The following is a 23600-nucleotide window of genomic DNA, read 5'->3' as shown; positions in this document are numbered from 1 at the left end:
AAAATTTGAACTGAAAAACTCTTATCATTCAGAAAGCACCTGAAGCTGTGTTATAATGGAGCTATTGGAAAAAACATTAAAAAATGCTTTAGAATTTACGCGATACATATATTTCACAGCATTCTTTAGGTAAGATGAAGCAAATGAAGGAGCGATGCGGCAATGTCTGTTCAATTAGTTAAAGGCGTGAATTTACACGTCATTCCTACAGAAAAATATAAAACGGTGCGTCTTTTAGTCCGCTTTAATACACGATTAAATCATGAAACCATTACAAAAAGAACGCTGTTGTCCAGTTTGATGGAAACCAACAGCTTGAATTACCCGAATCAAGTCAAGTTAAGTGAGCGTTTGGCGGAACTTTACGGCGCCAGCTTTGGGATTGGCGTTTCCAAAAAAGGCAATCAACATTGGTTTAATATTTCTATGAACATTGTCAATGATCATTATTTACAGGATAGTCAGGTGCTTGCCGAAGTGGTGGACTTTTTGAAGGAAATTATTTTTGCCCCCAATATTCAAGCGGGCCAATTCGAGGCGGAAACCTTCCAACGGGAGAAAGAGAACTTGAAAGCGTACTTGGAAAGTATTGTGGAGGATAAGCAAACCTATGCTTCTTTGGCGCTTCAAAGTGTCTATTTTAATCAATCGGAGGATCAAAAAATCCCTAGTTTTGGGACCGTTGCGGCGTTAGCTGAGGAAACAGCGGCGTCATTAGCAGCGTATTATCAAAAAATGCTGGCGGAAGATCAAGTGGATATTTTTGTCTTAGGCGATGTCAATGAGGCGGAGCTAGTGCCGTTATTCAAGCAATTACCGTTTACGCCTCGTGAAGAAGGCAAAGCCGCGATTTTCTACAATCAACCAATTCGCAATGTGATTGAAGAGCGGACCGAGCGTGAGGTGTTAGCCCAATCGAAATTAAACTTGGCTTACAACACGGATATTTATTATGGCGATAGCTATTATTTTGCGTTGCAAGTGTTTAATGGGATTTTTGGCGGTTTCCCGCATTCTAAATTATTTATGAATGTCCGTGAGAAAGAGCATTTAGCGTATTATGCTTCTAGTAGTATCGACACTTTCCGTGGCTTCATGACGGTTCAAACAGGAATCGATGGCAAAAATCGGAATCAGGTCTTGCGTTTGATTTCGACAGAATTGGAAAATATTCGCTTAGGTAAGATTAGCGAATTAGAAATTGAACAAACGAAAGCAATGTTAAAAAATCAGTATATCTTAGCGTTAGATAATGCAGGCGCGTGGCTGGAAAAAGAATACTTGAACGAATTAATGCCGCAGACGATGCTGACGGCGGAGGAATGGATTGCGCGGATTAATGCCGTGACTATTCCAGAAATCCAAGAAGTAGCCAAACGCTTGGAACTTCAAGCGATCTTCTTTTTGGAAGGAGAAACGGAAAATGATTAAAAAAGACTATGCACAAATTAAAGAAACATTGTATACAGAAACACTGGAAAATGGGTTAAAGGTTTACCTATTACCGAAAAATGATTTCCAAAAAACGTATGGTTTGTTTACGACCGATTATGGTTCCATTGACAATACGTTCGTGCCAATTGGTCAAGAGGAAATGATTGAAGTACCTGACGGAATCGCCCACTTTTTAGAACATAAAATGTTTGAAAAAGAAGATGGCGATGTCTTCCAAAAATTTGGGCAACAAGGGGCTTCAGCGAATGCCTTTACCAGTTTTACGAAAACGAGTTATTTGTTTTCAACGACGGATCAAGTGACACAAAATCTAGAAACGTTGCTTGATTTTGTGCAATCGCCGTATTTCACGAAGGAAACGGTCGAAAAAGAAAAAGGCATCATCGGACAAGAAATTCAAATGTATTTAGATGATCCTAACTGGCGCTTGTTCTTTGGTATTTTAGGTAACCTTTATCCGAAACATCCATTGCATATTGATATAGCCGGCACAGTGGCAAGTATTGCGGAGATTACCGCAGAGGATTTGTATACATGCTACAATACGTTTTATCATCCAAGTAATATGACCTTATTCGTGGTAGGGAAAATGGACCCTGAAGCGTTAATGGCGTTCATTCGTGAAAACCAAGCGGCGAAAGAGTTTCCTGCCGCCCAACCTATTCGTCGGCATTTTCCTGAAGAAACAGCTGCCGACATTGTCAAAGAGAGCGCCATTGAAATGACAGTCACACGGGCAAAAGTGCTTGTTGGCTTGAAAGGCTTAGATGAAGTGCCAACAACGGGTCGTGACTTAATGAAATATCAAATCACCGTGAACTTGTTGTTACAATTATTGTTTGGTAATACCTCTCAAAACTATTTGGCTCTTTATGATGAAGGCTTGTTAGATGATAGTTTTAGTTATGACTTTAATTTAGATCGCAGTTTCCATTTTGCGGATATTGGCGGCGATAGTGAGCAACCAGAAGTCTTAGCAGAACGAATTGAAGCTATTTTATTATCTGCCACAACAAGTCCAGAATTAACGGAAGAAAATTTGTCCTTATTGAAGAAAAAAATGATTGGTAAATATTTCCAATCCTTAAACTCTTTAGAGTATATCGCCAACCAATTTTCACAATCATTGTTTGGGGAAACCACGCTGTTTGATAAGATTGAAGTCATTGAAAGTATTCAATTAGCCGACGTCCGCCAAGTAGCAGAGACCTTGATTCGTGAAGAAGGATTGAGCCGTTTCTACATGTATCCTAAAGGAGAAACCGAGCAATAAACCAACTGTTTAAGAAAAATCTTTGAAATCTTTCAATTTTGTTATCCTCAGTTGGCTTCTTTTGTGGTATTCTTAAAGGACGGGAATGTTTTCCTTGGCAATTGAAAAAGACTGATGAGACAATCGATAAATTAACAAAATAGACTGGAGAAGATGGACGAGTGGCCAGCGTAAATATTGGAGAAACACTAAAAGAAGCAAGATTGCAGAAGAACATCACAATTGATGAACTGCAACAAATGACAAAAATTCAAAAAAGATATTTAGAAATTATTGAACAAAACGATTTTGAGTCCTTACCAGGCACCTTTTATGTGCGGGCGTTTATCCGCCAATATGCAAGTGCGGTCGGCTTAGATGGCAATCAATTGGTAGATATCTATGATGGCAAAGAACCTGAAATTGTCGAAGAACCCAAGCCAGTGTATGAAGAGCTTGAAGGATCACGTAAGCAATTGCATGACGAAGAAAAGCAATCCAGTTGGTTACTGCGGAACTTACCAGCCATTGCCTTTTCGTTAATTGGTTTAGCCATTGCGGTCGTAGTGCTGTATATTATGTGGCAAGATCAAAAAGCCGAACCGATTATTCAAACACCGGCAACTAGTGCCAGTGTGGAAAAACCCAAAGAATCAAGTCAAGCCCCAGAAAGTAGCACACAAAGTAGTACACCGCCGTCTTCGTCAAGCGAACCAGAGAAGAAAACAGCTGTGGCTGTGGTGAGCGATGCCAACAATCAAGTGACTGCAACGGTTAAAGATGCGAATAGTCCAATCAACATTACCTTTAAAGGGACTGAAGGCTCTTGCTGGATTGGCGTGATGGTCGATGGCAACTATACGTACCAACACACCCTGCAAGCAGGAGAGACCCAAACAACAGCTTTACCTGCGAATGCCGCCAACGCGACACTGATTTTAGGCGCCTCAAATAACGTCGCCATTCAAGTCGATGGCGCCGATTTAACACTGGAAAAAACGCCAGTTTTAATTCGTAAGGATGTTACATTAGGGATTACGTATCGTTAGAAGAGGATAAAAAGAACAAAGACGGGTTCAAAAGTCTTTTTAAAAGAAAATAAGTGTTCAAAATGAGGTGGCTCATTTTGAACACTTATTTTTTGGCTAATATTCTTTCTATTCTTTTTCCATTTCCTTAATGTTAATTCCATGGATGCCAATCCTAATTTCTGTATCAATTTATCTTTTCTTCTGACAGAGAATTGACTGAACGCAAAATTGGCTTTCAGATTTCCAAAATCTGGTTCAATGCCTATTTTTATTTGACGGTAAATTTCACATATAATACCGCTTTTTATCCTAGGATTAAAAAACGATAAATAGGGGAGGAACAGAAATAACTACTTCGAAAATAACCCGAAAATTTTCGGAATTTAAAGAACAATTTTTGGAAGGGCCTTCTCATTTCTAGGACTAAACCCTTTTATTTCGACTTCATTGTAGTCATTGAAATGTTGTCTATTAATCTTAACGTTTTTGATAGAATCATTAGTATAGCATATCGTCTCTCAATAGTTTATTTGAACGTGATTTACTCGTACTAGAGAAGATGATATGTTTTTTTAGCTAAAATGAAATGGAACGGATGGGTCAATTATAATTCATCCGTCTCATAAATTATAGAGTCAATGTAAGGATTCTATATGGGGATTCCTATATTTTCTTTCGTTGTATATTTTTCACCACAAAGTAACTATCATTCTAGAAGCTTATTTCAATTCGTAACATGTTTCTCTATAAAATTACTTTGAATTTTTGTAGAAATCATTCTCTTAGGTAAAATAAAAATTTTGTTTTTATCGATTTTCATTAAATAAAATTCTTCAGTCTCAAAAACACCTTCTATGTCATTCCATAAGTGTGATTTTTTATCTTCTTCATTATTTGCTTGCCAGTAAACAATGCCAGAATCATTAATTTTAACTTTTCTTGGTTCTAAAGTTTTCTGATCTGTATTTTTGTTAATAATCTTAGTACTTGGATAATTGTATGCACTGTAAAGGAAAAAAACTCCTAATACCAGATATATAATGAGTATTAGTATATACCCAAAACCTTGCGTAAATAATTTATTAAGTAGTTCTCTAACTACATAGTCAGGAAGTGATTGTTTGAAAGAAAGGTATTGTTTAAATATCGATGTAAACATATACGCAGAAGAAATCAATAAAACTAGTCCAGCAAAATAAGTAATTCTTATTTTACGCTTTCCGGTTTTAGTAAATTTTCTAGTATACAGCTTAATTGCTTTATAATATTCATCTTCTTCTAATTTATAGTCAAAAACCATGCATAACCTCCATTGAATTTTAATTTTTAAAATACCTATAGATTATTGATATCTATTACTATATCATAATTAACAAAAATAATATCGAGTTAACTGTCTTATTAGCAGATAACTCGATACATAAGTTAAAAATATGAATCTTATAAACTATTTTTCGGAAAACATAGTTGAAAGGAAAACAAATAATGCAGCGCCCAAAGTAGCTACTTCTCCGATACCAGTTCCATAAGCTGCAACTAACGCTATAATACCAGCAGCAGTTGCTAAGGCCATACCTGGGCCATAATCCCACTCTGGTAGGGAGTAATTATTCGTTGCTACATCATTATACACATCAACATACTTTTGTTGTGGAATTTGAGGTCGCGTAGGTAACAATGGTTTAGGATATACTTCGATTTTCAATTCCATTTCTCCTTTATTTTCCTCATCACCAACATTTGTTTTGATAACAATTTGAGTTCCTACAAGTCCATTTCTAGCACAAAAGCCTGTTTCAATAAACCCTTCTTTTACTGCAGGGGCTAAATCATTAAGAATATTATCCATACTTTGTTTAGAATTATTTACAAAGTATTTTCCATATGTGTTAATAGATTTATCAAGCGGATCAATGTAGACTTGTTTATCTATTTTACCTTTTGATACCTTTATAGACAATCCAGACTTATTCATCTGCTTTGTCCAGCTAGCACTTACTGTTGTGTACACATCTAAAGTAGGAGTACTCATGATTTGCATAGGTGTATCAAGTTTAATCCCAACATCTTTGATTGTAAAATTTTTCCCTAAAGCATTCAGTAATTTAATTGTTTCTAACTGGATTAAATTACCGATTGTTGTAGAAAACGCCTTGGTCCCGTGGTCTCTTCCAGATACGGCCACTTTATCAATAGGAAATCCTAATTCACTATGTTCATAGAATTGATCAAATGCCCACTCTTTTGGCATTGGAAAACCTAGATTTCCACTGAATCCTGTAGACATATCAGATACAAAACAATGTTCGACAAATCCAGCATCAATTGCTTGTTGACAGACATTTCGTGTACCATAAATTCCGGTTTTGTACATGCCATTTGCATCTAAAGATTCTTTTACTTTCTTGATATACTGTAAGACCGTTCCTGGAATGTTACCATCTAAAATATCTACATCAACGGCAAAGTAAATAGTCGCTCCATAAGGAAACCCTAGTTTAAATGCTGCGTTATGCGCTAAAGATCCATCTCTTAACCCATTTCCTTCGTTAAAGTAGCTTTCTTCCCATCCACCATCTTGATAAATAGGAAAAATGCTTAACCCAACGCTAGTAATGGTTTGAATTTCTTCAAGAGTCAGATTTTTATCTTTTTTATTTGCTCCTACTCCTACGCTGCCTGTTAAATAACGTCCAACAATAGAATATCCATTGTCTTTAATTAGTTGTGCTTGTTGTTTCGTTAATTGAGTAGCCATATCACAAGCACTAGCTGAGCGATTCGTGTTTCCCGAACTTGATAAAAGTCCCTTGATTACAGTCATATCTGCAACTGTATTATATGGGGGAAGTTTCATAAATAGACGGAAACTTTCTACTTCTGAAGCAATATAAGAAGTAAACGACCCACTAAATATCGCAGATTTATTAAATCCATTCACATACAAAGCCCATTGTAAAATTTTTACAAAATTACCAGTTGCTCCCACCGATAATGTGGGTGTCTTGGCTGTTGTTCCTGGTCCATAAAATCCGTTTGCTGTATTTTCATCCATTCCCATCTCTGCTTGAAGTGCATATATTAAAGCACTATTCGTGTCTCTTTGATACACACCATCACATGGTAACAAACCAAAATAACGATTATACTGAGCATTTAAAGATTGTTGCATTGACCGAATATTTTTGTCTCCTCCTGGTACCAACGCGAATGCACTCATATCAAGTAAGGCTTTCATTAGCATTGCATTCATGTATCCACTAGGTGCTAATCCTGCCATTTCTTGAAAATTTTTAATCGCTAATGTTGTAAGCCCTGTCATTAATCCGTCGACTGCTTCAGTTCCAGAAACATAAGGATTAATCCCTTTACACCAAAAACCACCTTGCATTATTTTCACAATGTTTCCAATTCCAGCCCCAAAACGTTCATTTAACTGTTTTTCTACTTTTTCTTTAAAATAACGTTCCGTGGTAGGACCAAAATTATCTGATAATTCTTGGATTCCCATTTCTTTTTGTAATGCACGTCTTAATCCAAAAATTGTCGGCCATCCCGTTCTTCCGTCCTCTGGAACTTTGTTAAAGCCAGGGACAGCATTGTACGTTTTATTTAACCATTTTTGAGTACCTAACACCATTTCATCCATAAAATTACCTACTTTCTTATACGAACAAACGTTCGTTTTTGTAGTTACAATATATATTATATATATTCTTTTGTCAACTGAATAATATAATAATTGATAACACCTAGGATCGCCGATATTAAATTAAATATATATTTATATAAAAAAAATAATAATCTCCGGTTACCAGGAGATTATTATTACATGCTTAGTTAATGTCTTATTTTAAAAATCAATGAATAGCATAGCGAGAGTTTCTTGCAGGGTTAAGCGTAGAAAAGACACCGTAGTATCCACCATATCCCATAGAACTCCCAGACTTAACGTATATCCATGAACCGTTAGCTGGAACAATTACTGTCTCTATATCATAGGTACCATAAATTTGAGAAGTGGCGAAATAGAAAGAATCTCCCTCGGCTCTTACTCCATAAAATGGATTCGCGTTCCAATAACCGTCAGCAAATTTAAAGCGATAGCCGCTGTACTGCCATCCAGATCCCGTAAATGGGTTTGAACGATATTGTTTTCCTGTCAAATTATAATATGAATTAGGTCCTGGTGGTGTTGCTACGTATGGCGTTACTCCTTTTATTAAAGGTACTTCTGCTTTTATTGTAGTTTCTAAACTTGTTTCCTCAAACGCTTGGTCTGTAATTGCATCAGTAATTTCAGTAGAATTTTCTTCTACCATTAAAGATTCAACAGACTTAACAAATTCAACAGACCCTTCATGGTCCATAATCCCTTCTGAAATTGGATTATAGACTAACCCATCTCCACCTTCGATGTTTTCCTTCATTTCTTCTAAAGTAGCTGCTTCGCTTTTCATACTGAAAGAAAACATTAAACCACCTAAAATAGATACCCCAATCAAAAAAATATTCACTTTTTTCATTAAATTCCCTCCTTAAAGTAGTGTTATTACAAGTTATATTTAATCATATATTGATTTGTATATCAATCGTTTTTATATAAATAAAAACGATTTAGATTATTTTTCCGATTAACTATAAAGTAATATTTGTATTTATATTAATTTATTTATTTTTTTGAGGGGGATAATATATTTTTGGAATATTGTATTTCGAATTAATGCTATAATACAATTTTTTCAAGAAATTACTTTCAACACCAAATAACTCGTTATTGTTACTACGAATAACAGAAGAAGGGAATCTATTAAAGAAAAAATATCTAGTTTCCAAATATAATGTATACCTTATTGATTATTGTAATGTTGACAATAGTTTTGCTATTTATTTTAAGTTATTCATAAACAAATAAATTAGTAGCACTAACAGTCAATCTTACTATGAATAAACGGATCTTTGTCAGTAAGGACTGATGACTTATAAAAATCAAATCTGGGACAGAATAAACTTTATTTTGTCTCGAATTTTTTGTTATTTTACTTTGATGAATTTATTAATCAAAAAGAGTCTATTCTCATGTTCTCAAATGTTTTAAATTCGTAGGATATACGTTTCATTGTCTTTATATGAGGAATCTTCGCATCTATTTTTCCATTAGAGTAAGGATAGAGTATCGCATTGGTGATGACTTCTTCATAGATTAGAAGGTCTTGAAGCTTCTCCCTAAAACCGTCATCTAACGTTTCTGGAAGTTCTTTCAATAAGGTAAAAAGCAAGTCGAGATCTTTGTATCAAAACGCTTCAGTCAGAAACGGGTATTTGGCTGCTCAAAAATTTTGTCATTTTTTGTATTCATAATGATTAATGTTTGCTCGTTTTTTACAGAACACGCCAGTTCTTTTTAAGTTTTTCAGGTTCCTTGTTTTACCCCACCTTATGTAGTTTGTTCATTTCACGGATACGTAAATCAATGAATGCATGATTCATATGTTTGACAATATGACAGCGATTAATGATTAATTTCACATTGGGAGAACATGTTTGGTAAGATGAAAATAGGAGACACTCATTTCTGTAGTCAATAATTCTGCTTCTTCAGAATTTTTAGAGCTTAGAAAATAGCTTTTCAAATCTTTTAATGTACGAATAATGGTTGTCAAAGCTGCCTGGAAACTTTTCGCAATCGAATGTTTTGGACGAATAAAATAATTTTGAATAGTCCAATAACTTCCACAATTTTTACAGGGGCATGGCGTAGATGAGAGTACGGTATCAATGATTAACGTTCCCGAGCTTAAAACCTGATAAATGTCGGGAACAGAAGCAACTTTTCCAGAAATTCCTTCTTGTTTCTAGGAGCTGAACATTTCTACCCAGATCTTCCATAATCATTAAATTTTTGTCTATTAATCTTACCCTTTATTGATAGAGTTATTCATATAGCGTATCGTCCTCTGAGTAGTTTATTTTGTCGTGATTTAATTATGCTAGTGAATGATATGTTAAAATGAAGATTGCATTGAAAGATCCACTCTGATTCATTAGTTCAATGCATTCTAGAGCTAAAAATGGCTGGTATCGTTTCTCTATTTGCTATGAAAAAGTTAAGATTACATGCTAGAAAAAGACGACAATAATAATTCAAGAGAGAAGGGGTTATCAATGCTTAAAATAGTTAATAAAAAATTTAATCTTATCACCATATTTTCAATCGCTCTGTTGGTCATAGGCTTCTTGATTGTTGGCTTACAACTGTATTTCTACTTTATCTATGGTTCTAAATTTTTAGACAGTATCACATTGATTGGAATGATTAATTTCGGTTTAGGCTATTACCAGCTCTTTCTAAAAAAAGGCAAGAATATTTCTGAATAAACTGTCAAACGGCAATTATTCCAGATTCTTTTCTTTTTTTCGTGACACTGCCAGCAAGATAACGTAAAATAGAACAGGAGAAGGAAGGGGCAATTGAAGTGAATTTACCAAATAAATTAACAGTTTTAAGAATATTTATGATTCCGATTTTTATTATTATTGTGTCGGTGCCGATGGACTGGGGAACGATTAGTTTTGGCGACACAACGTTAGCCGTTACCCAATTAGTGGGCGCGATTATTTTTGCAGTTGCTAGTTTTACAGACTGGTTGGATGGCAAAATTGCCCGTGCACAAGGCTTGGTGACGAACTTCGGAAAATTTGCGGACCCATTAGCGGACAAAATGCTAGTGATGACCGCCTTTATCGTCTTAGTTGGTCAAGGCAAAGTACCCGCTTGGATTGTAGCAATTATTGTTTGTCGTGAATTGGCAGTAACTGGTTTACGGTTGTTATTAGTCGAACATGGCGAAGTAATGGCAGCAGCTTGGCCAGGAAAAGTAAAAACAGCTACCCAAATGGTTGCAATTATTTTACTATTCATTAACAACATTCCATTTTCAGCACTTCATCTACCACTAGATCAAATCATGCTATATGCCTGCTTGATTTTCACCATTTACTCTGGTGTTGATTATTTTGCTAAGAATAAAGATGTTTTTAAAGGTTCGATGTAAAGAGAGAATCAAAACGCTTGGCTTGTGCCAAGCGTTTTTTAGTATTCATGATGAATAGGCAAATAGATTTTTAAGTAGAGGAACAGATGAATCGATAAAACAAATCGGCAGTTTCTGTATGCTATTTTTCATTTTGGTTATATCTACATACAAATAATTAGTTTGTTGTTGACAAAGTAAACTAAATAGATTACTATTTAGTTCGTTAGCTTATATATAAACTAAATAAATTTTTTGGAGGAAATTATGAAAAAAACAGATATTTTAAATAAACTATTAAAAATTGCTCAACAACCTTACTTAATCTTTGCTTCTAGCATAGAGGAGAAACCAGATAACACTTTTGAAACGTTAAAATTGCTTGCTTCTGAAGAAAATGTAACAGCTGGAAGAATCGCTGAATATTTAGATATAAAACCTTCTAGTGTGACACAAATCATAAAAAAATTAGAGTCTGTTAAAGCAGTTAAACGAGTCAAAAATGAATCAGATGCTCGGGTCACATTCGTTGTATTGACCGATAAGGGACGAGAAAGTTTAAGTACTCAAGGAAATATTTCTAATGGATTTAATGAAGAAATGTTTAAGGGCTTCTCAGAGGAGGAACTAGAGTCTTTAAATAATTATTTAGAACGTATAGAAAAGAATATTTCTAGTGAAGAATTTTTAGATAAAATTGAAACAATTTTTGGCGACGATAAAAATTGGGAACATTTCAGAAAAATATCAGCTAGATATGGTAGAGCTAGAGAACAGATGATGGGACATGATGGCTTTGGTAGATTTGGTGAATTCAATGGTGAATACGGTGGCTTTGAAGGATGGAAGAGAGGTCGGAGAAGATAATGGCAGTAGGTGGAGGCGGCAAAAATAGTCATGATTCTATCCGAGCAGATAAAACAAAATTTTCGTTTAAAGAATTTTTAGGCTTAATCAAGATGACAGAGCCTAACTATTTACTGCTTGGCATCGGGATGATATTTCTTGTGATTTCTTCTAGTGTCCAAGTGTACGTTCCAAAACTTGCTTCAAGTTTAGTCAATAATTTTCAAAAGGGAGTAGATTATAGTTTATTAGGTAAAGTTGTTGGGTTATTTATATTTTCAGCACTCGTTTCTGCATTAGGAGGGACAATTTTAGGTATTTTTGGTGAAAATGTCATCCAAAATATGCGTAAACGCTTATGGAATAAATTAACTATTCTAAAAGTTTCTTATTTTGACTCTGTTAAAGCGGGTGAAATATCCAGCCGGGTCGTAAATGATACTAATCAAGTTAAGCAATTGTTAGCCGTTACTTTTCCTCAAACAGTTGCCAGTGTGATTACAGTTATTGGTACGGTATATATGATGATTAAAATGGATTGGCATATGTCGCTTGCTATGGTAATTGCTGTTCCTGTTGTAATCCTTTGTATGATTCCAGTAATGGCATTTGGTTCAAAAGTTAGTCACATTCGCCAAGATGCTATGAGTCAATTTAACGGACTTGCTACTGAAACGTTGAGTGAAATTCGTTTAGTCAAAACTTCTAATGCTGAATCTCAGGCGCAGGTTCGTGCTGCAAATGAAGTGGATCGGTTATTTAATGTAGGGAAAAAAGAAGCAATATTTGATGCATCTATGCAACCAATTATGATGATGGTCTTTATGAGCATGGTATTTGGGCTATTAGCATATGGGATGCATCGAATTGCCGTTGGTGTGATGACAATCGGAACATTGATGAGTTTCTTAATGTATCTATTTAATCTTATTGGCGCCATGCCAATCATTGCGACGTTATTTTCTGAAGTAGCTAAAGCAGCAGGATCAACGCGACGAGTGCAAGAATTGTTATCTAGAGAACCTGAAGACTTTGAAAGTGGACAAGATATTGATTTATCGGAAAAGACTTTATCAGTTAAAAATGTAAAATTTTCTTATGAAGATGCACCAGAGGAACCTATCTTAACAGACATTTCTTTTACTGCTCAGCCAAACCAAGTAATTGCTTTTGCTGGCCCATCAGGTGGCGGGAAATCGACGATTTTTAGTTTAATTGAAAGGTTTTATGAACCTACAGAAGGACAAATTAAATTTGGAGATATTGACATAAAAGATATCAAATTATCAGATTATCGTCGTCAAATCGGCTTTGTATCACAGGATTCTGCGATTATGGCAGGGACAATCAGAGATAATCTAACGTATGGCTTAGCAGAAAACTTCTCAGATGAACAACTATGGGATGTCTTGGAACTAGCATATGCGCGAAAATTTGTAGAAGAAATGCCAGATAAATTGAATACGGAAGTCGGTGAACGTGGCGTTAAAATTTCTGGAGGACAAAGACAGCGTATTGCAATTGCTCGTGCATTCTTGCGGAATCCCAAGATTTTAATGTTAGATGAAGCTACTGCTAGCCTAGATTCAGAATCTGAGATGAAGGTCCAAGAGGCATTGTCTAATTTAATGAAGGGCCGAACGACATTGGTTATTGCCCATAGATTGTCGACAATTGTTGATGCGGATAGCATTTACTTTGTTGAAAAAGGGAAAGTAACTGGTTCAGGAAAACATGATGAGCTAGTAAGTAAACATAAAACTTACGCTAAATATGTATCCGAACAATTTAAAGTAACGGAATGAACGAAATAAGCAAATTTAAAATGAAGCTAAGACAACACGTGCATTAACTAATTGTCTTAAGATTTAGAAAGAACTTGGACATAACCCCCAAGTTCTTTTTTCTAACTTATTTTTACCCACAAGATAAAAAGCGACCAAAAAATTGGTCGCTTTTGAAATACCTCCATGATAGTTCACTTGCTTCATAAAATGTAGAGTCACGGTATAAAGCCAATTTGCGAGGACCGATATTACAAAAATAAGCACCATTCAGATCTTTACGACAAATAATGCGGATCGGTCTTAGTCGTGCTAATGTTATCACGGATTTTTTTCAAGGAATCGGCATTTTGATCAAAATTGTGATACATCGTATTTGTGTATAAAATATCCATTACCGTTAAGTAACTAATCCGTGAAGCCAAGGATTCCGCACGAAACAAGCCTTCTTCGGTGACGACAATAATTGCTTCGTCGGACAAGCCTGCCAACTCTGAACCGCTGTTACCGGTTAACGTAATCATTTTTGCGTTGGTTTTTTTTACTTGTCGTGCTAGGTTGATTGATTCTTTGGTTTTGCCTGAATGGGAAAAAATAAACACGCAATCTTCACTGGTTAATTTTGTGACAAAACTTAACTGCATGTGGTAATCAAAAATGTAGTTGCATCGATAGTTGGTCCGAATGAATTTATGGAAACTATCAAAAGCCACAATCGAGGAGCCGCCTTGCCCAAAAAAGTGAAGCGTTTTGGCAGAGTACATCAAAGCCAACACGTTATCTAACAGCTCTTTTGTTAAGAACTGTGTGGCGTTACTGAGGGAATAAATATTGGCTTGTAAGACTTTTTTAGCAATCGTAATACTATCATCATCTGGTGAAATATCATCGGCGCCATTCACGCTATTGACGTTTTGAAAAGTCGGCTGATAATTAGAATTTCTGGCGATATCAATTTTAAATTCTTGGAACCCAGAATAGCCAATCTTTTTTACAAATTGATACACGGAAGATTGGGAGACGCCAATTTCGTTGGCAAGACTTTCTAACGTCATTTGTGTCAATAATGATTCAGAATGAACAAAGTAATCGGAAATTTTCTTTTCTGTGAGGCTCAAATTCGGTTTTTTGATCCGAATCCGTTGATCCAAATAGTGATTTTTCATTAACACGTTCCTCCAATCTTATTTTTTAATAATAGAATGAATGCCTTTTCATTGTTGGTATAGACTGATTATAGTGGAAAAAGAGGACAAATACAATTTCTCTTTTTCTCCACAAAAAAGAAATTCTTTAAAAAAAGCCCAAAAAAAATAAATAATCTTTTTTCTGAAAAATGAAGGGGTCTTGAAAAGACTTCTCTCAACTAAAGAAAGTAGCCAGTAAAAAGAACGTGATACCAAGAGATTTACTTGTGTTTTTTGTATGAAAGCTCCTTAAAAATAAAAACGTTTTACCTTTTGAGTAGGCAAGATTTTTGCTAAAAAATAAAAAATATTTTTTAATTAGTGTAATCGTTTACATTATTTTTTTTATCCTTTATGATTGAAGTATCAAAAGAGGCAGGTGAAAGAAAAATGGACATTGGCTTTATTGGACTTGGGAAAATGGGTTTGAACATGGCATTAAATGTTCACGAACAAGGCTGGCCCATTATTGGCTTTGATGTGACAAAGGAAGCAAGAGCGACTGCTAGAGAACAGGGTCTTTCCGTTGTAGATTCGTTGTCAGAATTATTGAAAGCGCTTAATAAAAGGAAGGTGATTTTTTTAAGTACCCCCGCTGGTCAGATTACCAATCAATTAGTGGCAGAATTGGTAGAGCAATTAGCACCAGAGGATATCATTGTGGATAGTGGCAATTCAAATTTTCATGATAGTGTCGCGAATGCTCAACTTGCTGAGGAAAAAGGAATTTATTTTATTGATTGTGGTACTTCTGGTGGCATCAAAGGAGCGCGGGAAGGAGCGTGTTTAATGGTTGGCGGTGCGCCTGAAGCTGTCAAGGTGTTAACCCCATTTTTTGAAGATTTAGCTTGTGAACAAGGGTATCTTTATGCTGGAAAATCAGGAGCTGGTCACTATTTGAAAATGGTGCATAACGGGATTGAGTACGTCATGATGCAGGCCATGGGCGAAGGATTCAATTTATTAGAAGCTGCTGAATATGATTTTGCGTTGGAGAAAGTAGCCGATGTGTGGAATCACGGCTCGATTATTGAAGCTCGCTTGATGGGCTTAGCGAAAGAGGTTTTTGCGGAAAATCCTACGTTAGCCAATCTAGAAGGGAAAGTTGCAGCAAATGGCGAAGCCAAATGGATGATTGAAGAAGCATTGCGTTTGAAGATGCCCGTCCCAACTACGGCGTTGTCCTTATTTACTCGAAATGAAAGTATGCTAGCAAATCATTTTTCAAACAAAGTGGTCGCTTCTTTGCGACAAGGATTTGGCGGGCATGAAGTCGTAAAAAGTCAGTAAAGGAGTTTAGCCATGTTAAAAAAACAAAAAATTGCCATAGTGAATTCCAGTAGTTTTGGTCAAATTTTTCCTGAACACTTGACGCGCTTAGAAAAAATAGGCACCGTGAAGCATTTTACAGTCGACAGTGAAATTGGTGGCAAAGAGTTAGCGGAATGTTTACAAGGATATACGATTATTATTGCTAGCGTGACGCCATTTTTCACGAAAGAATTTTTTGAACATAAAGATGAATTGTTGCTGATTTCTCGCCATGGTATTGGGTATAACAACATCGATTTAGACGCTGCAAAACAGCACGATACAATTGTTTCCATCATCCCAGCTTTAGTAGAACGAGATGCCGTGGCGGAAAACAATGTCACAAATTTACTAGCTGTTTTACGGCAAACCGTGGCTGCAGATGCCAGCGTTAAAGCGGATCAATGGGAAAAACGAGCGAATTTTGTCGGTCGGACGTTATTTAACAAAACTGTGGGTGTCATTGGTGTTGGGAACACAGGAAGTTGTGTCGTGGAGACGTTACGAAACGGATTTCGCTGTGACGTGTTAGCGTATGATCCCTATAAATCCGCCACTTATCTGCAAAGTTATGGAGCCAAAAAAGTAGACTTAGATACGTTGCTAGCTTCAGCTGACATCATTTGTTTATGTGCCAATTTAACTGAAGAAAGTTATCACATGATTGGCTCGGCGGAAATTGCCAAGATGAAAGACGGCGTCTATCTTTCCAATAGCGCACGAGGCGCCTTGATTGATGAAGAAGCCATGATTGCCGGTTTACAATCGGGCAAAATTGCTGGGCTTGGGACAGATGTTTTAGAAGAGGAACCAGGTCGGAAAAATCATCCTTATCTTGCGTTTGAAAATGTAGTAATGACGCCGCACACCTCCGCTTATACCATGGAATGCCTGCAAGCGATGGGAGAAAAATGCGTGCAAGATGTGGAAGACGTGGTGCAAGGTATTTTACCTCAACGGACAGTGCAAGAAGTCAGTCGTTACGTTAGTTAAGAAGGAGGAGGAGCATGTTAACTGATTTAAAAGTGAAAGTTGGACCGCAATTTTATCGTTACCACGAAGGCGCCTTAGCTTCGGTGCCGTCACTTTTCAAGGAATATCACGCCCAACGAATTTTGGTGGTGCATGGCACCGTATCCTTTGAAAAAGCTCAGCCATTTTTGCCCTTCTTGGCAGATTCAGAGTATCAATTCTTCTATCACACTTACACAGGAGAATGTAGTTATTTTGGCGCCGAACAAATTTCACAGCAAATAAAGGAACACCAGATTGACTTTCTTCTGGGAGTCGGCGGCGGTAAGTTAGCCGATTTAGTGGGCTACAGCGCCCATTTAAACAATCTGAATTTTGGCTTGGTCCCTACTTTGGCTAGTAACTGTGCGCCGTGGACACCGTTAGCTGTGATGTATCAAGAAAATGGCGCGGCCGAAGGCAAAACGGAACATTTCTTTCGCCAAGCTGCGTTTTTAATCACTGATCCTAAGTTGCTTCTGGATGCACCCCGTGATTATTTTGTCGCTGGTTTAGCTGATACGTTAGCGAAATGGTATGAATCAGAGACCATTTTACGCCAAGCCCATTTGCAAGGGGAACCCTTTTTACAATTAGCGGGAGCGACCGCCAAGCTTTCGCAAGAAGCGATTATGCGGGACTCAAAAGCAGCCTTAGCAGCGATGGACGAGGGCAAACTCACGCCTGAATTTGTCCATCTTTCAGAAATTGTTTTCGCCGTTTCCGGATTAGTCGGCGGCTTCGGTGACAAATACGCCCGCAATGCAGCAGCACACGCCATGCATGATGCTATGAGTAAATTTTTACCAAAAAGTCATGACTATTTACATGGCGAAAAAGTAGCTTACGGCATCTTCTATCAATTAGCATTGGAAAAAAGGTGGGCCATCATAGACGCATTAATCCCTTTTTATCAAGAGCTAAACTTGCCCATGTCGTTACGACAAATGGGCCTTTACCCAGAAGAAGCAGTACTCGATGCAATGGTTCAATTTATTGATTCAAAAGAAAAGGTTCATTTAATTCCTATTGAGATTTCGGAAGAACGTTTACGTCAAGGGATTGAAGAGCTAGAAAAGTATATCCAAAACCAAGGATAAGAAGGAGGAACTATGGAAACGTTAAGTGTTTTACAAAGTTTGATAATGGCGCTTTGGGTGGCAGCAATTATGTCCAGATGGCTTGGAGGAGGAGCAACGTTAACGTTGCGTTTCTCGCCCTTAATGACAGGGTTAGTAGCAGGTTTAGTGATGGGCGATGTCCCGAAAGCGATGATTGTCACCGCAGCATTACAAATGATTTACATGGGTGTTTTTTCACCAGGTGGCTCTATGCCAGCAGAACCATCAATTGCGGCAGCGATTGCTGTGCCAGTTGCGTTGCTAGGGAATTTGAAGCCGGAAGCGGCTATTGCCGTAGCGGTTCCTGTCGGTCTTTTAGGAAGTTATTTATATCAATTCCGTTTCTTTATTAACACGTTTTTAGGGAAGTATACCGATCGTGCGGTGGCTGAACTAAATTCTAAAAAAATTGCCCGCTCAATTATCTGGTATCCAACGATTGCCTCATTTATTTTATTCGTTCCATTAGTCTTTTTTGCTCTTTATTTAGGGGCACCAGTCATTGCCGATATTATTAAAGCATTAGAAGGAACCGTTGTGATTCACGTGTTAGAAGTAGTCGGTGGTGGTTTAGCCGCAATTGGGATTGCGACAACGGTCTATGTCATTGGTCGAAAAGATTTCTTGGTTTTCTTTTTCCTTGCATACTTCATGAGTATCGTCTTTAAGTCATTGGAAATTACCATGGTAACGTATGCCATCTTTGGCGTAATTATTGCGTTAATTTTTGTGCAAGTCCAAAAAGGCAAACCTGTAGCAGAAAGTGCTGGTTCCGCCAGTGCCACCACTGATTTTGATGATGATGACGATTACGATGACGGGTTTTAAAAGAAAAAGGAGGAACTGAAATGACGGAAACAACAGAAAAAGTCGTGCCGAAAACAACGAATTTAGCACCAGAAGAAATTACCAATAAAGATGTTACAAAAGCCTATCTCCGTTGGCATTTTGCCAATGAAATTCCCCATTCCTTTGAACGTTACTTGGCGCCTTCGTTATTGTACGCAATGATGCCACTTTTAAAGAAATTATATAAAGACGATGAACAATTAAAAGCCGCTTATATGCGTCAACTGCTGTTTTTCAATACGCAATTAAGTTGGGGCGGCGGGGTCATTACTGGGCTGATGGCTTCCATGGAACAAGAGCGGGCCAAAGAAGAACATGAAGGCCGCGAAATCATGATGCAAGATGATTTAATGTATAACACCAAAGCTGGATTGATGGGCGCGTTAGCGGGGATTGGTGATGCGATTGACTCAGGCACGGTTCAATATATTTTTATTGCGATTGCGGTGCCGTGGGCGCAACAAGGTAGCGCATTAGGTGCGATTTTCCCATTTGTGGCGTTTGCCCTTTATCAAGTACTGTTAGGTGTGTTCTTTGCGAGACAATCCTTCAAAATGGGGCGGAATGCCACAGGCTTAATGCAAAGTGCGGGGATTCAAAAAGCCATTGAAATGTTATCTGTTTTAGGGTTGTTCATGATGGGAATTTTAGCTGGTAATTATGTCAAAGTTTCTTCAACCCTTCAATTTAAACTTTCTGGCCGTGAGTTTGTGGTCCAAGATATCCTTGATCAGATTGTCCCAGGACTCTTGCCGCTAGCTGTCGTAATGGGCGTGTATTGGTTCTATACGAAAAAAGGCTTGAAAGTTACGCAAGCATTATTGTGGTTAACAGGTATCTTAATTGTCTTAGCAACAGTCGGTATTTTATAAAAAGAAAAGGACGTGAATCAAATGGGCGTAGTAAATTTAGCAAGAGTAGATGAACGATTAATTCATGGACAAGTGATGGTGACCTTGTCCCAAAAAAGTGGCGTTAATTCCATTTTCGTTGTCGATGAAGTGGTGGCAAAGGATAAATTTATGCGTGATTTATACAAAAGTGCAGGCAGTCGGACAGGACAAAAAACCATTGTCATTACGCCGGAAAAAGCTAAATTTTATTGGGATGAATACCAATTCAAAGAGTACAACTGTATTTTAATCGCTAAAACCGTCTCTGTAATTTATGACTTAGTAAAACACGGAGTCCCTATGAAGGAGTTAAACATCGGCGGTATTGCACAGAAGAATCCAGAAAAAGATTTATTAGTAACCAAATCTGTTTATTTAAACAAAGAAGATGCTGAAAAATTAAAAGAACTACATGAGGTGTACGGCGTAGAAGATATTTATTTCCAAGCAACGCCTTCTGCACCAAAAACTAGTTTAAAAGAGGTTCTAGGCAAATTTAATTTATAAAAAGACCAGTCGCTTGAGTCATTGCATGACTGTTTGAAGTAATGACTCAAGCCACTGAATTGAAGGAGGAACTTTTATGTTAGGGATTGTGATTGCTACACACGGTGCACTAAGTGACGGTGCGAAAGACGCAGCTACCGTGATTATGGGCACAACCGAAAATATCGAAACTGTTAATCTAAATAGTGGAGACGATGTCCAAGCACTAGGCGGACAAATTAAAACAGCGATTGAGAACGTCCAACAAGGGGATGGCGTGTTGGTCATGGTTGACTTATTAAGTGCGAGTCCTTACAATCAGGCAGTTTTGGTGATTAACGAACTCGAACCAGCTCTACAAAAGAAAATCTTTGTGGTGAGTGGTACCAACCTACCAATGGTCTTAGAAGCGATAAACCATCAATTATTGGGCACACCGATTGCTGAAGCGGCGCAAGCAATTGTTGCGCAAGGCAAAGAAAGTGTGCAAGCATGGGATATTTCTATGACTTCCTTTGAGGATGAAGAGGATGAGGACGATGATTTTTAAGAATGTAGTAAAGGGTGAAAGCAATGAAATGGGGATTTAGATGGTACGGAGCGGCAGGCGATGCCATTCCGTTAAAACACATTCGACAGATTCCAGGAATTACTGGCGTTGTCGGTACCTTGTTAAATAAACTACCAGGTGATGTTTGGACAGTAGCCGAAATTCAGGCACTTAAACAATCGGTGGAACAAGAAGGATTAGCACTTTTAGGAATTGAAAGTGTTGCTATTCATGATGCCATTAAAGCGGGAACGGATCAACGAGACCACTATATTGATAATTATCGCCAAACGTTACGTAACTTGGGGAAATGTGGAATTTCCTTAGTGTGCTACAGCTTCAAACCTATTTTTGGTTGGGCTAAAACGGACTTGGCGTATGAGAATGAAGATGGCAGCTTATCGTTGTTATTTGATCAAGCTGTGGTAGAGAACATGGAGCCAGAAGACATGTATCAATTAATTCACAGTCAGTCAAAAGGATTCCGGTTACCAGGTTGGGAAGAGGAGCGTTTGCAACAATTTCAAGAATTGAAAGCCATGTATGCCGGCGTAACGGAAGAAGATTTGGTCGAAAATTTGCGCTACTTTTTAGAACGTGTGATTCCTGTCTGTGAAGAAGAAAATATCAAAATGGGGATTCACCCCGATGATCCACCTTGGGAAATTTTTGGTTTGCCAAGAATCACTAAAAATTTAGCGGATTTAAAACGGATCCTTTCCTTGGTGGACTCACCAGCAAATGGGATTACATTTTGTACAGGTTCCCTCGGTGCGGACCCGACGAATGATTTGCCTACTATGATTCGTGAAATAGGTCACAGAATTAATTTTGTTCATTTCCGCAATGTGAAGTATTTAGGTGAGCATCGTTTTGAAGAAACGGCGCATCCGAGTGTCGCTGGTTCGTTAGATATGGCGGAATTAATGCAAGCACTGGTAGATGTAGGGTATGAAGGTGTTATTCGTCCTGATCATGGGCGGGCAATTTGGGATGAAAAAGCGATGCCTGGTTATGGTTTATATGATCGAGCAATGGGGTTGACCTATATTCAAGGACTGTACGAAGCAACCAAAGCCAAACAAAATAGGAAGTGACAGAATGGAAACAAAAGTTGAAAAAAATCAACTGTATCAACAATTAGCGACATGTAAACTTTTACCACTATATACTGCAACAGATTTACGCTATTTGCCACAAGTAGAATCAGTCTTAGTAGAAAACGAATTACCGTTTATTGAAGTCACTTTTCGGAGTCAGCTGGCCTTGCCTGCCATCAAACAACTTGCTGCTTCAGGGAATTTAATTGTGGGTGCAGGAACTGTTAGAACCTTGAAAGAAGCCCAAGAGGCAGTAGCGAACGGTGCACAGTTCATTGTTTCACCAGCGATTGTTCCAGAAGTCATTGATTTTTGTCTGGCAAATGAGGTGCCTATTTTTCCAGGAACAGCTACGCCTGGGGAGATTCAGCGAGCGCTGGCGTATGGCTTACGAGTGGTTAAATTTTTCCCAGCCGATATTTATGGCGGGTTAAAAGCCATTAAAAGTTTAAGCGGTCCGTTTTATGATGTTCAATTTTTACCAACTGGTGGGATTGATGAAACAAACTTTATAGAGTATGTGGAAGCAAAAGAAGTATTAGCAGTGGGCGGCTCCTTTATTTTATCAGAAAAGATGCTTCAAGAAGATGAAGCTTCGGCACGCCAGCATGTTCAATCTTTACTCACGAAAATCAAAGAACGACAAGCAAAATAAAAAGATGGGCTAAGTTTTGTTACTTAGTCCTCTTTTTTTTGTCCAAATGTTACTGACATTATTTTAGTTTTCATTTTGTAAAAATAGTATAGGAGAAAAGCAATCAGTTATGTATAATTAGTGAAAGAAGGTTGCGTGAAGTAAAAATAAAAAGGAGAGCAAAGGATGTTAAAAAATGTAGAAGTGTTCTGGCAAAACTTTTTAGATAAACATGAATTAGATATGTTGATGCCCGATGTGTGGATGTTTGGTGATGGCTCTTCTGAGATGGGTAATCGTTTGGGGCAATTGGTTGTTTCTGGTCGTAAGACAGCGACATGTTCTTCTTTAGATATTTATAAGATGGAAGAAGAACAACTCCCTAAAGCTGGTCAATACGACATAATTTTAGATGGTCAGTCTCAACCGCTGGCTATTATTCGAACAACCAAAGTTGAAATTATGCCCATGAACAAGGTCTCAGAATCTTTTGCGCAAGCGGAAGGTGAAGGAGATTTGACGTTGGATTATTGGTATGAAGAGCATGCGCGGTTCTTTAAAGAAGAACTGGCCCCCTATCAGCTACAATTTTATCCCGACATGTTGTTAGTTTGCCAAAGTTTTGAAGTGGTGGATCTTTATACAGAAAAAGAATAGACAGAGAAGCGGTGACTGACACGATTGAAACGAGCAGTCGCCGCTTTTTTTACTGATTTTTTGAAAAAGTTGCGTATGTTTATATAGACAGGGTGATAGAAAAGAGATGTGTATTTTAAGTGTCGAGGAAAAGATGGTACAATAACCTAAGGAATACTAACAAGGAGTGAATGTTATGAAAGAAGAATTTTCATATGAAATTTTAGAAGAAGTCGCTGTGTTATCTGAGAATGCTCGTGGCTGGCGTAAAGAATTGAATTTAATTAGTTGGAATGGTCGTCCACCAAAATTTGATTTGCGTGAGTGGGCCCCTGATCACGAAAAAATGGGTAAAGGCATCACCTTAACCAACGAAGAATTTGCTGAATTAAGCAAAACAATTAAATCCATGTAAAAGGA

The 23600-nt window shown here is 37.5% G+C and carries 22 protein-coding genes and 1 pseudogene; 18 read left to right on the top strand and 5 right to left on the bottom strand.

From position 1 onward, the window contains the following. Window positions 1-162 precede the first annotated feature (162 nt). The 3 genes from yfmF (at window position 163) to IGL17_RS12340 (ending at window position 3756) form a co-directional block, all read left to right on the top strand. Window positions 163-1431, top strand: coding sequence for an EF-P 5-aminopentanol modification-associated protein YfmF (yfmF, locus tag IGL17_RS12350; protein ID WP_016618607.1), 1269 nt, complete (start codon window positions 163-165; stop codon window positions 1429-1431). Then, window positions 1424-2728 carry an EF-P 5-aminopentanol modification-associated protein YfmH gene (gene yfmH, locus IGL17_RS12345; RefSeq protein WP_016618606.1) on the top strand — a complete coding sequence of 435 codons (1305 nt, stop codon included), beginning with the start codon at window positions 1424-1426 and terminating at the stop codon, window positions 2726-2728. Before yfmF ends, yfmH begins: the two co-directional genes overlap by 8 nt. A gap of 161 nt (window positions 2729-2889) precedes the next feature. Next, a complete protein-coding gene (locus IGL17_RS12340) occupies window positions 2890-3756 on the top strand; it encodes a helix-turn-helix domain-containing protein (protein ID WP_016618605.1) in 867 nt (288 codons plus the stop codon). 706 nt (window positions 3757-4462) lie between these two features. Here IGL17_RS12340 and IGL17_RS12335 read toward each other — a convergent pair. The 4 genes and pseudogenes from IGL17_RS12335 to IGL17_RS12320 all read right to left on the bottom strand — a co-directional run. Then, window positions 4463-5038, bottom strand: coding sequence for a YcxB family protein (locus IGL17_RS12335; protein ID WP_016618603.1), 576 nt, complete (start codon window positions 5036-5038; stop codon window positions 4463-4465). A gap of 147 nt (window positions 5039-5185) precedes the next feature. Next, window positions 5186-7387, bottom strand: a complete 2202-nt coding sequence (locus IGL17_RS12330; RefSeq protein ID WP_016618602.1) for a glycoside hydrolase domain-containing protein — start codon at window positions 7385-7387, stop codon at window positions 5186-5188. Between the two features lie 211 nt (window positions 7388-7598). Continuing rightward, window positions 7599-8264 carry a hypothetical protein gene (locus IGL17_RS12325; RefSeq protein ID WP_010825560.1) on the bottom strand — a complete coding sequence of 222 codons (666 nt, stop codon included), beginning with the start codon at window positions 8262-8264 and terminating at the stop codon, window positions 7599-7601. A gap of 508 nt (window positions 8265-8772) precedes the next feature. Next, window positions 8773-9485 (bottom strand): annotated as a pseudogene (locus IGL17_RS12320) (transposase); the annotation flags it as partial. A 418-nt stretch (window positions 9486-9903) separates the two neighbouring features. Between IGL17_RS12320 and IGL17_RS12315 the strand changes: the two are divergent. The 4 genes from IGL17_RS12315 (at window position 9904) to IGL17_RS12300 (ending at window position 13423) form a co-directional block, all read left to right on the top strand. Next, complete coding sequence (locus IGL17_RS12315; RefSeq protein WP_002383222.1) at window positions 9904-10116, top strand: hypothetical protein; 213 nt, start codon at window positions 9904-9906, stop codon at window positions 10114-10116. Window positions 10117-10214: 98 nt separating this feature from the next. Further along, window positions 10215-10793, top strand: coding sequence for a CDP-diacylglycerol--glycerol-3-phosphate 3-phosphatidyltransferase (pgsA, locus tag IGL17_RS12310; protein ID WP_002365382.1), 579 nt, complete (start codon window positions 10215-10217; stop codon window positions 10791-10793). A gap of 246 nt (window positions 10794-11039) precedes the next feature. Further along, on the top strand, window positions 11040-11639 hold the full coding sequence (locus tag IGL17_RS12305) for a MarR family winged helix-turn-helix transcriptional regulator (RefSeq protein ID WP_002359022.1): 600 nt from the start codon (window positions 11040-11042) through the stop codon (window positions 11637-11639). After that, window positions 11639-13423: an ABC transporter ATP-binding protein gene (locus IGL17_RS12300; protein WP_010776181.1), complete on the top strand. Its 1785-nt coding sequence runs from the start codon at window positions 11639-11641 to the stop codon at window positions 13421-13423. Before IGL17_RS12305 ends, IGL17_RS12300 begins: the two co-directional genes overlap by 1 nt. A gap of 257 nt (window positions 13424-13680) precedes the next feature. Here the strand turns inward: IGL17_RS12300 and IGL17_RS12295 are convergent, their stop codons facing one another. Further along, window positions 13681-14568, bottom strand: coding sequence for a MurR/RpiR family transcriptional regulator (locus IGL17_RS12295; RefSeq protein ID WP_002383224.1), 888 nt, complete (start codon window positions 14566-14568; stop codon window positions 13681-13683). A gap of 375 nt (window positions 14569-14943) precedes the next feature. Here IGL17_RS12295 and gnd point away from each other — a divergent pair, with 375 nt between their 5' ends. The 11 genes from gnd to IGL17_RS12240 all read left to right on the top strand — a co-directional run bounded on the left by gnd (window position 14944) and on the right by IGL17_RS12240 (window position 23595). Next, entirely contained in the window at window positions 14944-15879 is a 936-nt protein-coding gene (gene gnd / locus IGL17_RS12290; protein ID WP_016618598.1) for a phosphogluconate dehydrogenase (NAD(+)-dependent, decarboxylating), read from the top strand. A gap of 12 nt (window positions 15880-15891) precedes the next feature. Beyond that, on the top strand, window positions 15892-16893 hold the full coding sequence (locus tag IGL17_RS12285) for a D-isomer specific 2-hydroxyacid dehydrogenase family protein (RefSeq protein WP_010776179.1): 1002 nt from the start codon (window positions 15892-15894) through the stop codon (window positions 16891-16893). Between the two features lie 14 nt (window positions 16894-16907). Then, complete coding sequence (locus IGL17_RS12280; protein WP_002401114.1) at window positions 16908-18011, top strand: iron-containing alcohol dehydrogenase family protein; 1104 nt, start codon at window positions 16908-16910, stop codon at window positions 18009-18011. Window positions 18012-18023: 12 nt separating this feature from the next. Then, window positions 18024-18860 carry a PTS mannose/fructose/sorbose/N-acetylgalactosamine transporter subunit IIC gene (locus IGL17_RS12275; RefSeq protein ID WP_002354902.1) on the top strand — a complete coding sequence of 279 codons (837 nt, stop codon included), beginning with the start codon at window positions 18024-18026 and terminating at the stop codon, window positions 18858-18860. 20 nt (window positions 18861-18880) lie between these two features. Continuing rightward, window positions 18881-19753: a PTS system mannose/fructose/sorbose family transporter subunit IID gene (locus IGL17_RS12270; RefSeq protein WP_002354903.1), complete on the top strand. Its 873-nt coding sequence runs from the start codon at window positions 18881-18883 to the stop codon at window positions 19751-19753. A gap of 21 nt (window positions 19754-19774) precedes the next feature. Continuing rightward, the gene (locus IGL17_RS12265; protein WP_002354904.1) at window positions 19775-20281 is read left to right on the top strand and encodes a PTS system mannose/fructose/N-acetylgalactosamine-transporter subunit IIB; all 507 of its coding nucleotides are present in this window, start codon (window positions 19775-19777) and stop codon (window positions 20279-20281) included. Between the two features lie 76 nt (window positions 20282-20357). Beyond that, entirely contained in the window at window positions 20358-20810 is a 453-nt protein-coding gene (locus IGL17_RS12260) for a PTS sugar transporter subunit IIA (protein ID WP_002381074.1), read from the top strand. Between the two features lie 23 nt (window positions 20811-20833). Then, a complete protein-coding gene (gene uxuA, locus IGL17_RS12255; protein WP_016618596.1) occupies window positions 20834-21907 on the top strand; it encodes a mannonate dehydratase in 1074 nt (357 codons plus the stop codon). Between the two features lie 4 nt (window positions 21908-21911). Beyond that, entirely contained in the window at window positions 21912-22565 is a 654-nt protein-coding gene (locus IGL17_RS12250; protein WP_002354907.1) for a bifunctional 4-hydroxy-2-oxoglutarate aldolase/2-dehydro-3-deoxy-phosphogluconate aldolase, read from the top strand. Between the two features lie 165 nt (window positions 22566-22730). Continuing rightward, window positions 22731-23201 carry an ASCH domain-containing protein gene (locus tag IGL17_RS12245; RefSeq protein WP_002354908.1) on the top strand — a complete coding sequence of 157 codons (471 nt, stop codon included), beginning with the start codon at window positions 22731-22733 and terminating at the stop codon, window positions 23199-23201. A gap of 175 nt (window positions 23202-23376) precedes the next feature. After that, on the top strand, window positions 23377-23595 hold the full coding sequence (locus IGL17_RS12240; protein ID WP_002381076.1) for a YdbC family protein: 219 nt from the start codon (window positions 23377-23379) through the stop codon (window positions 23593-23595). Window positions 23596-23600 lie beyond the last annotated feature (5 nt).

The sequence above is a fragment of the Enterococcus sp. AZ088 genome (genome assembly GCF_051714845.1).
GTDB classification, from domain to species: domain Bacteria; phylum Bacillota; class Bacilli; order Lactobacillales; family Enterococcaceae; genus Enterococcus; species Enterococcus faecalis.
Note: the sequence above shows the minus strand (reverse complement) of the source record. Positions and strands in the feature narration are given on the sequence as shown.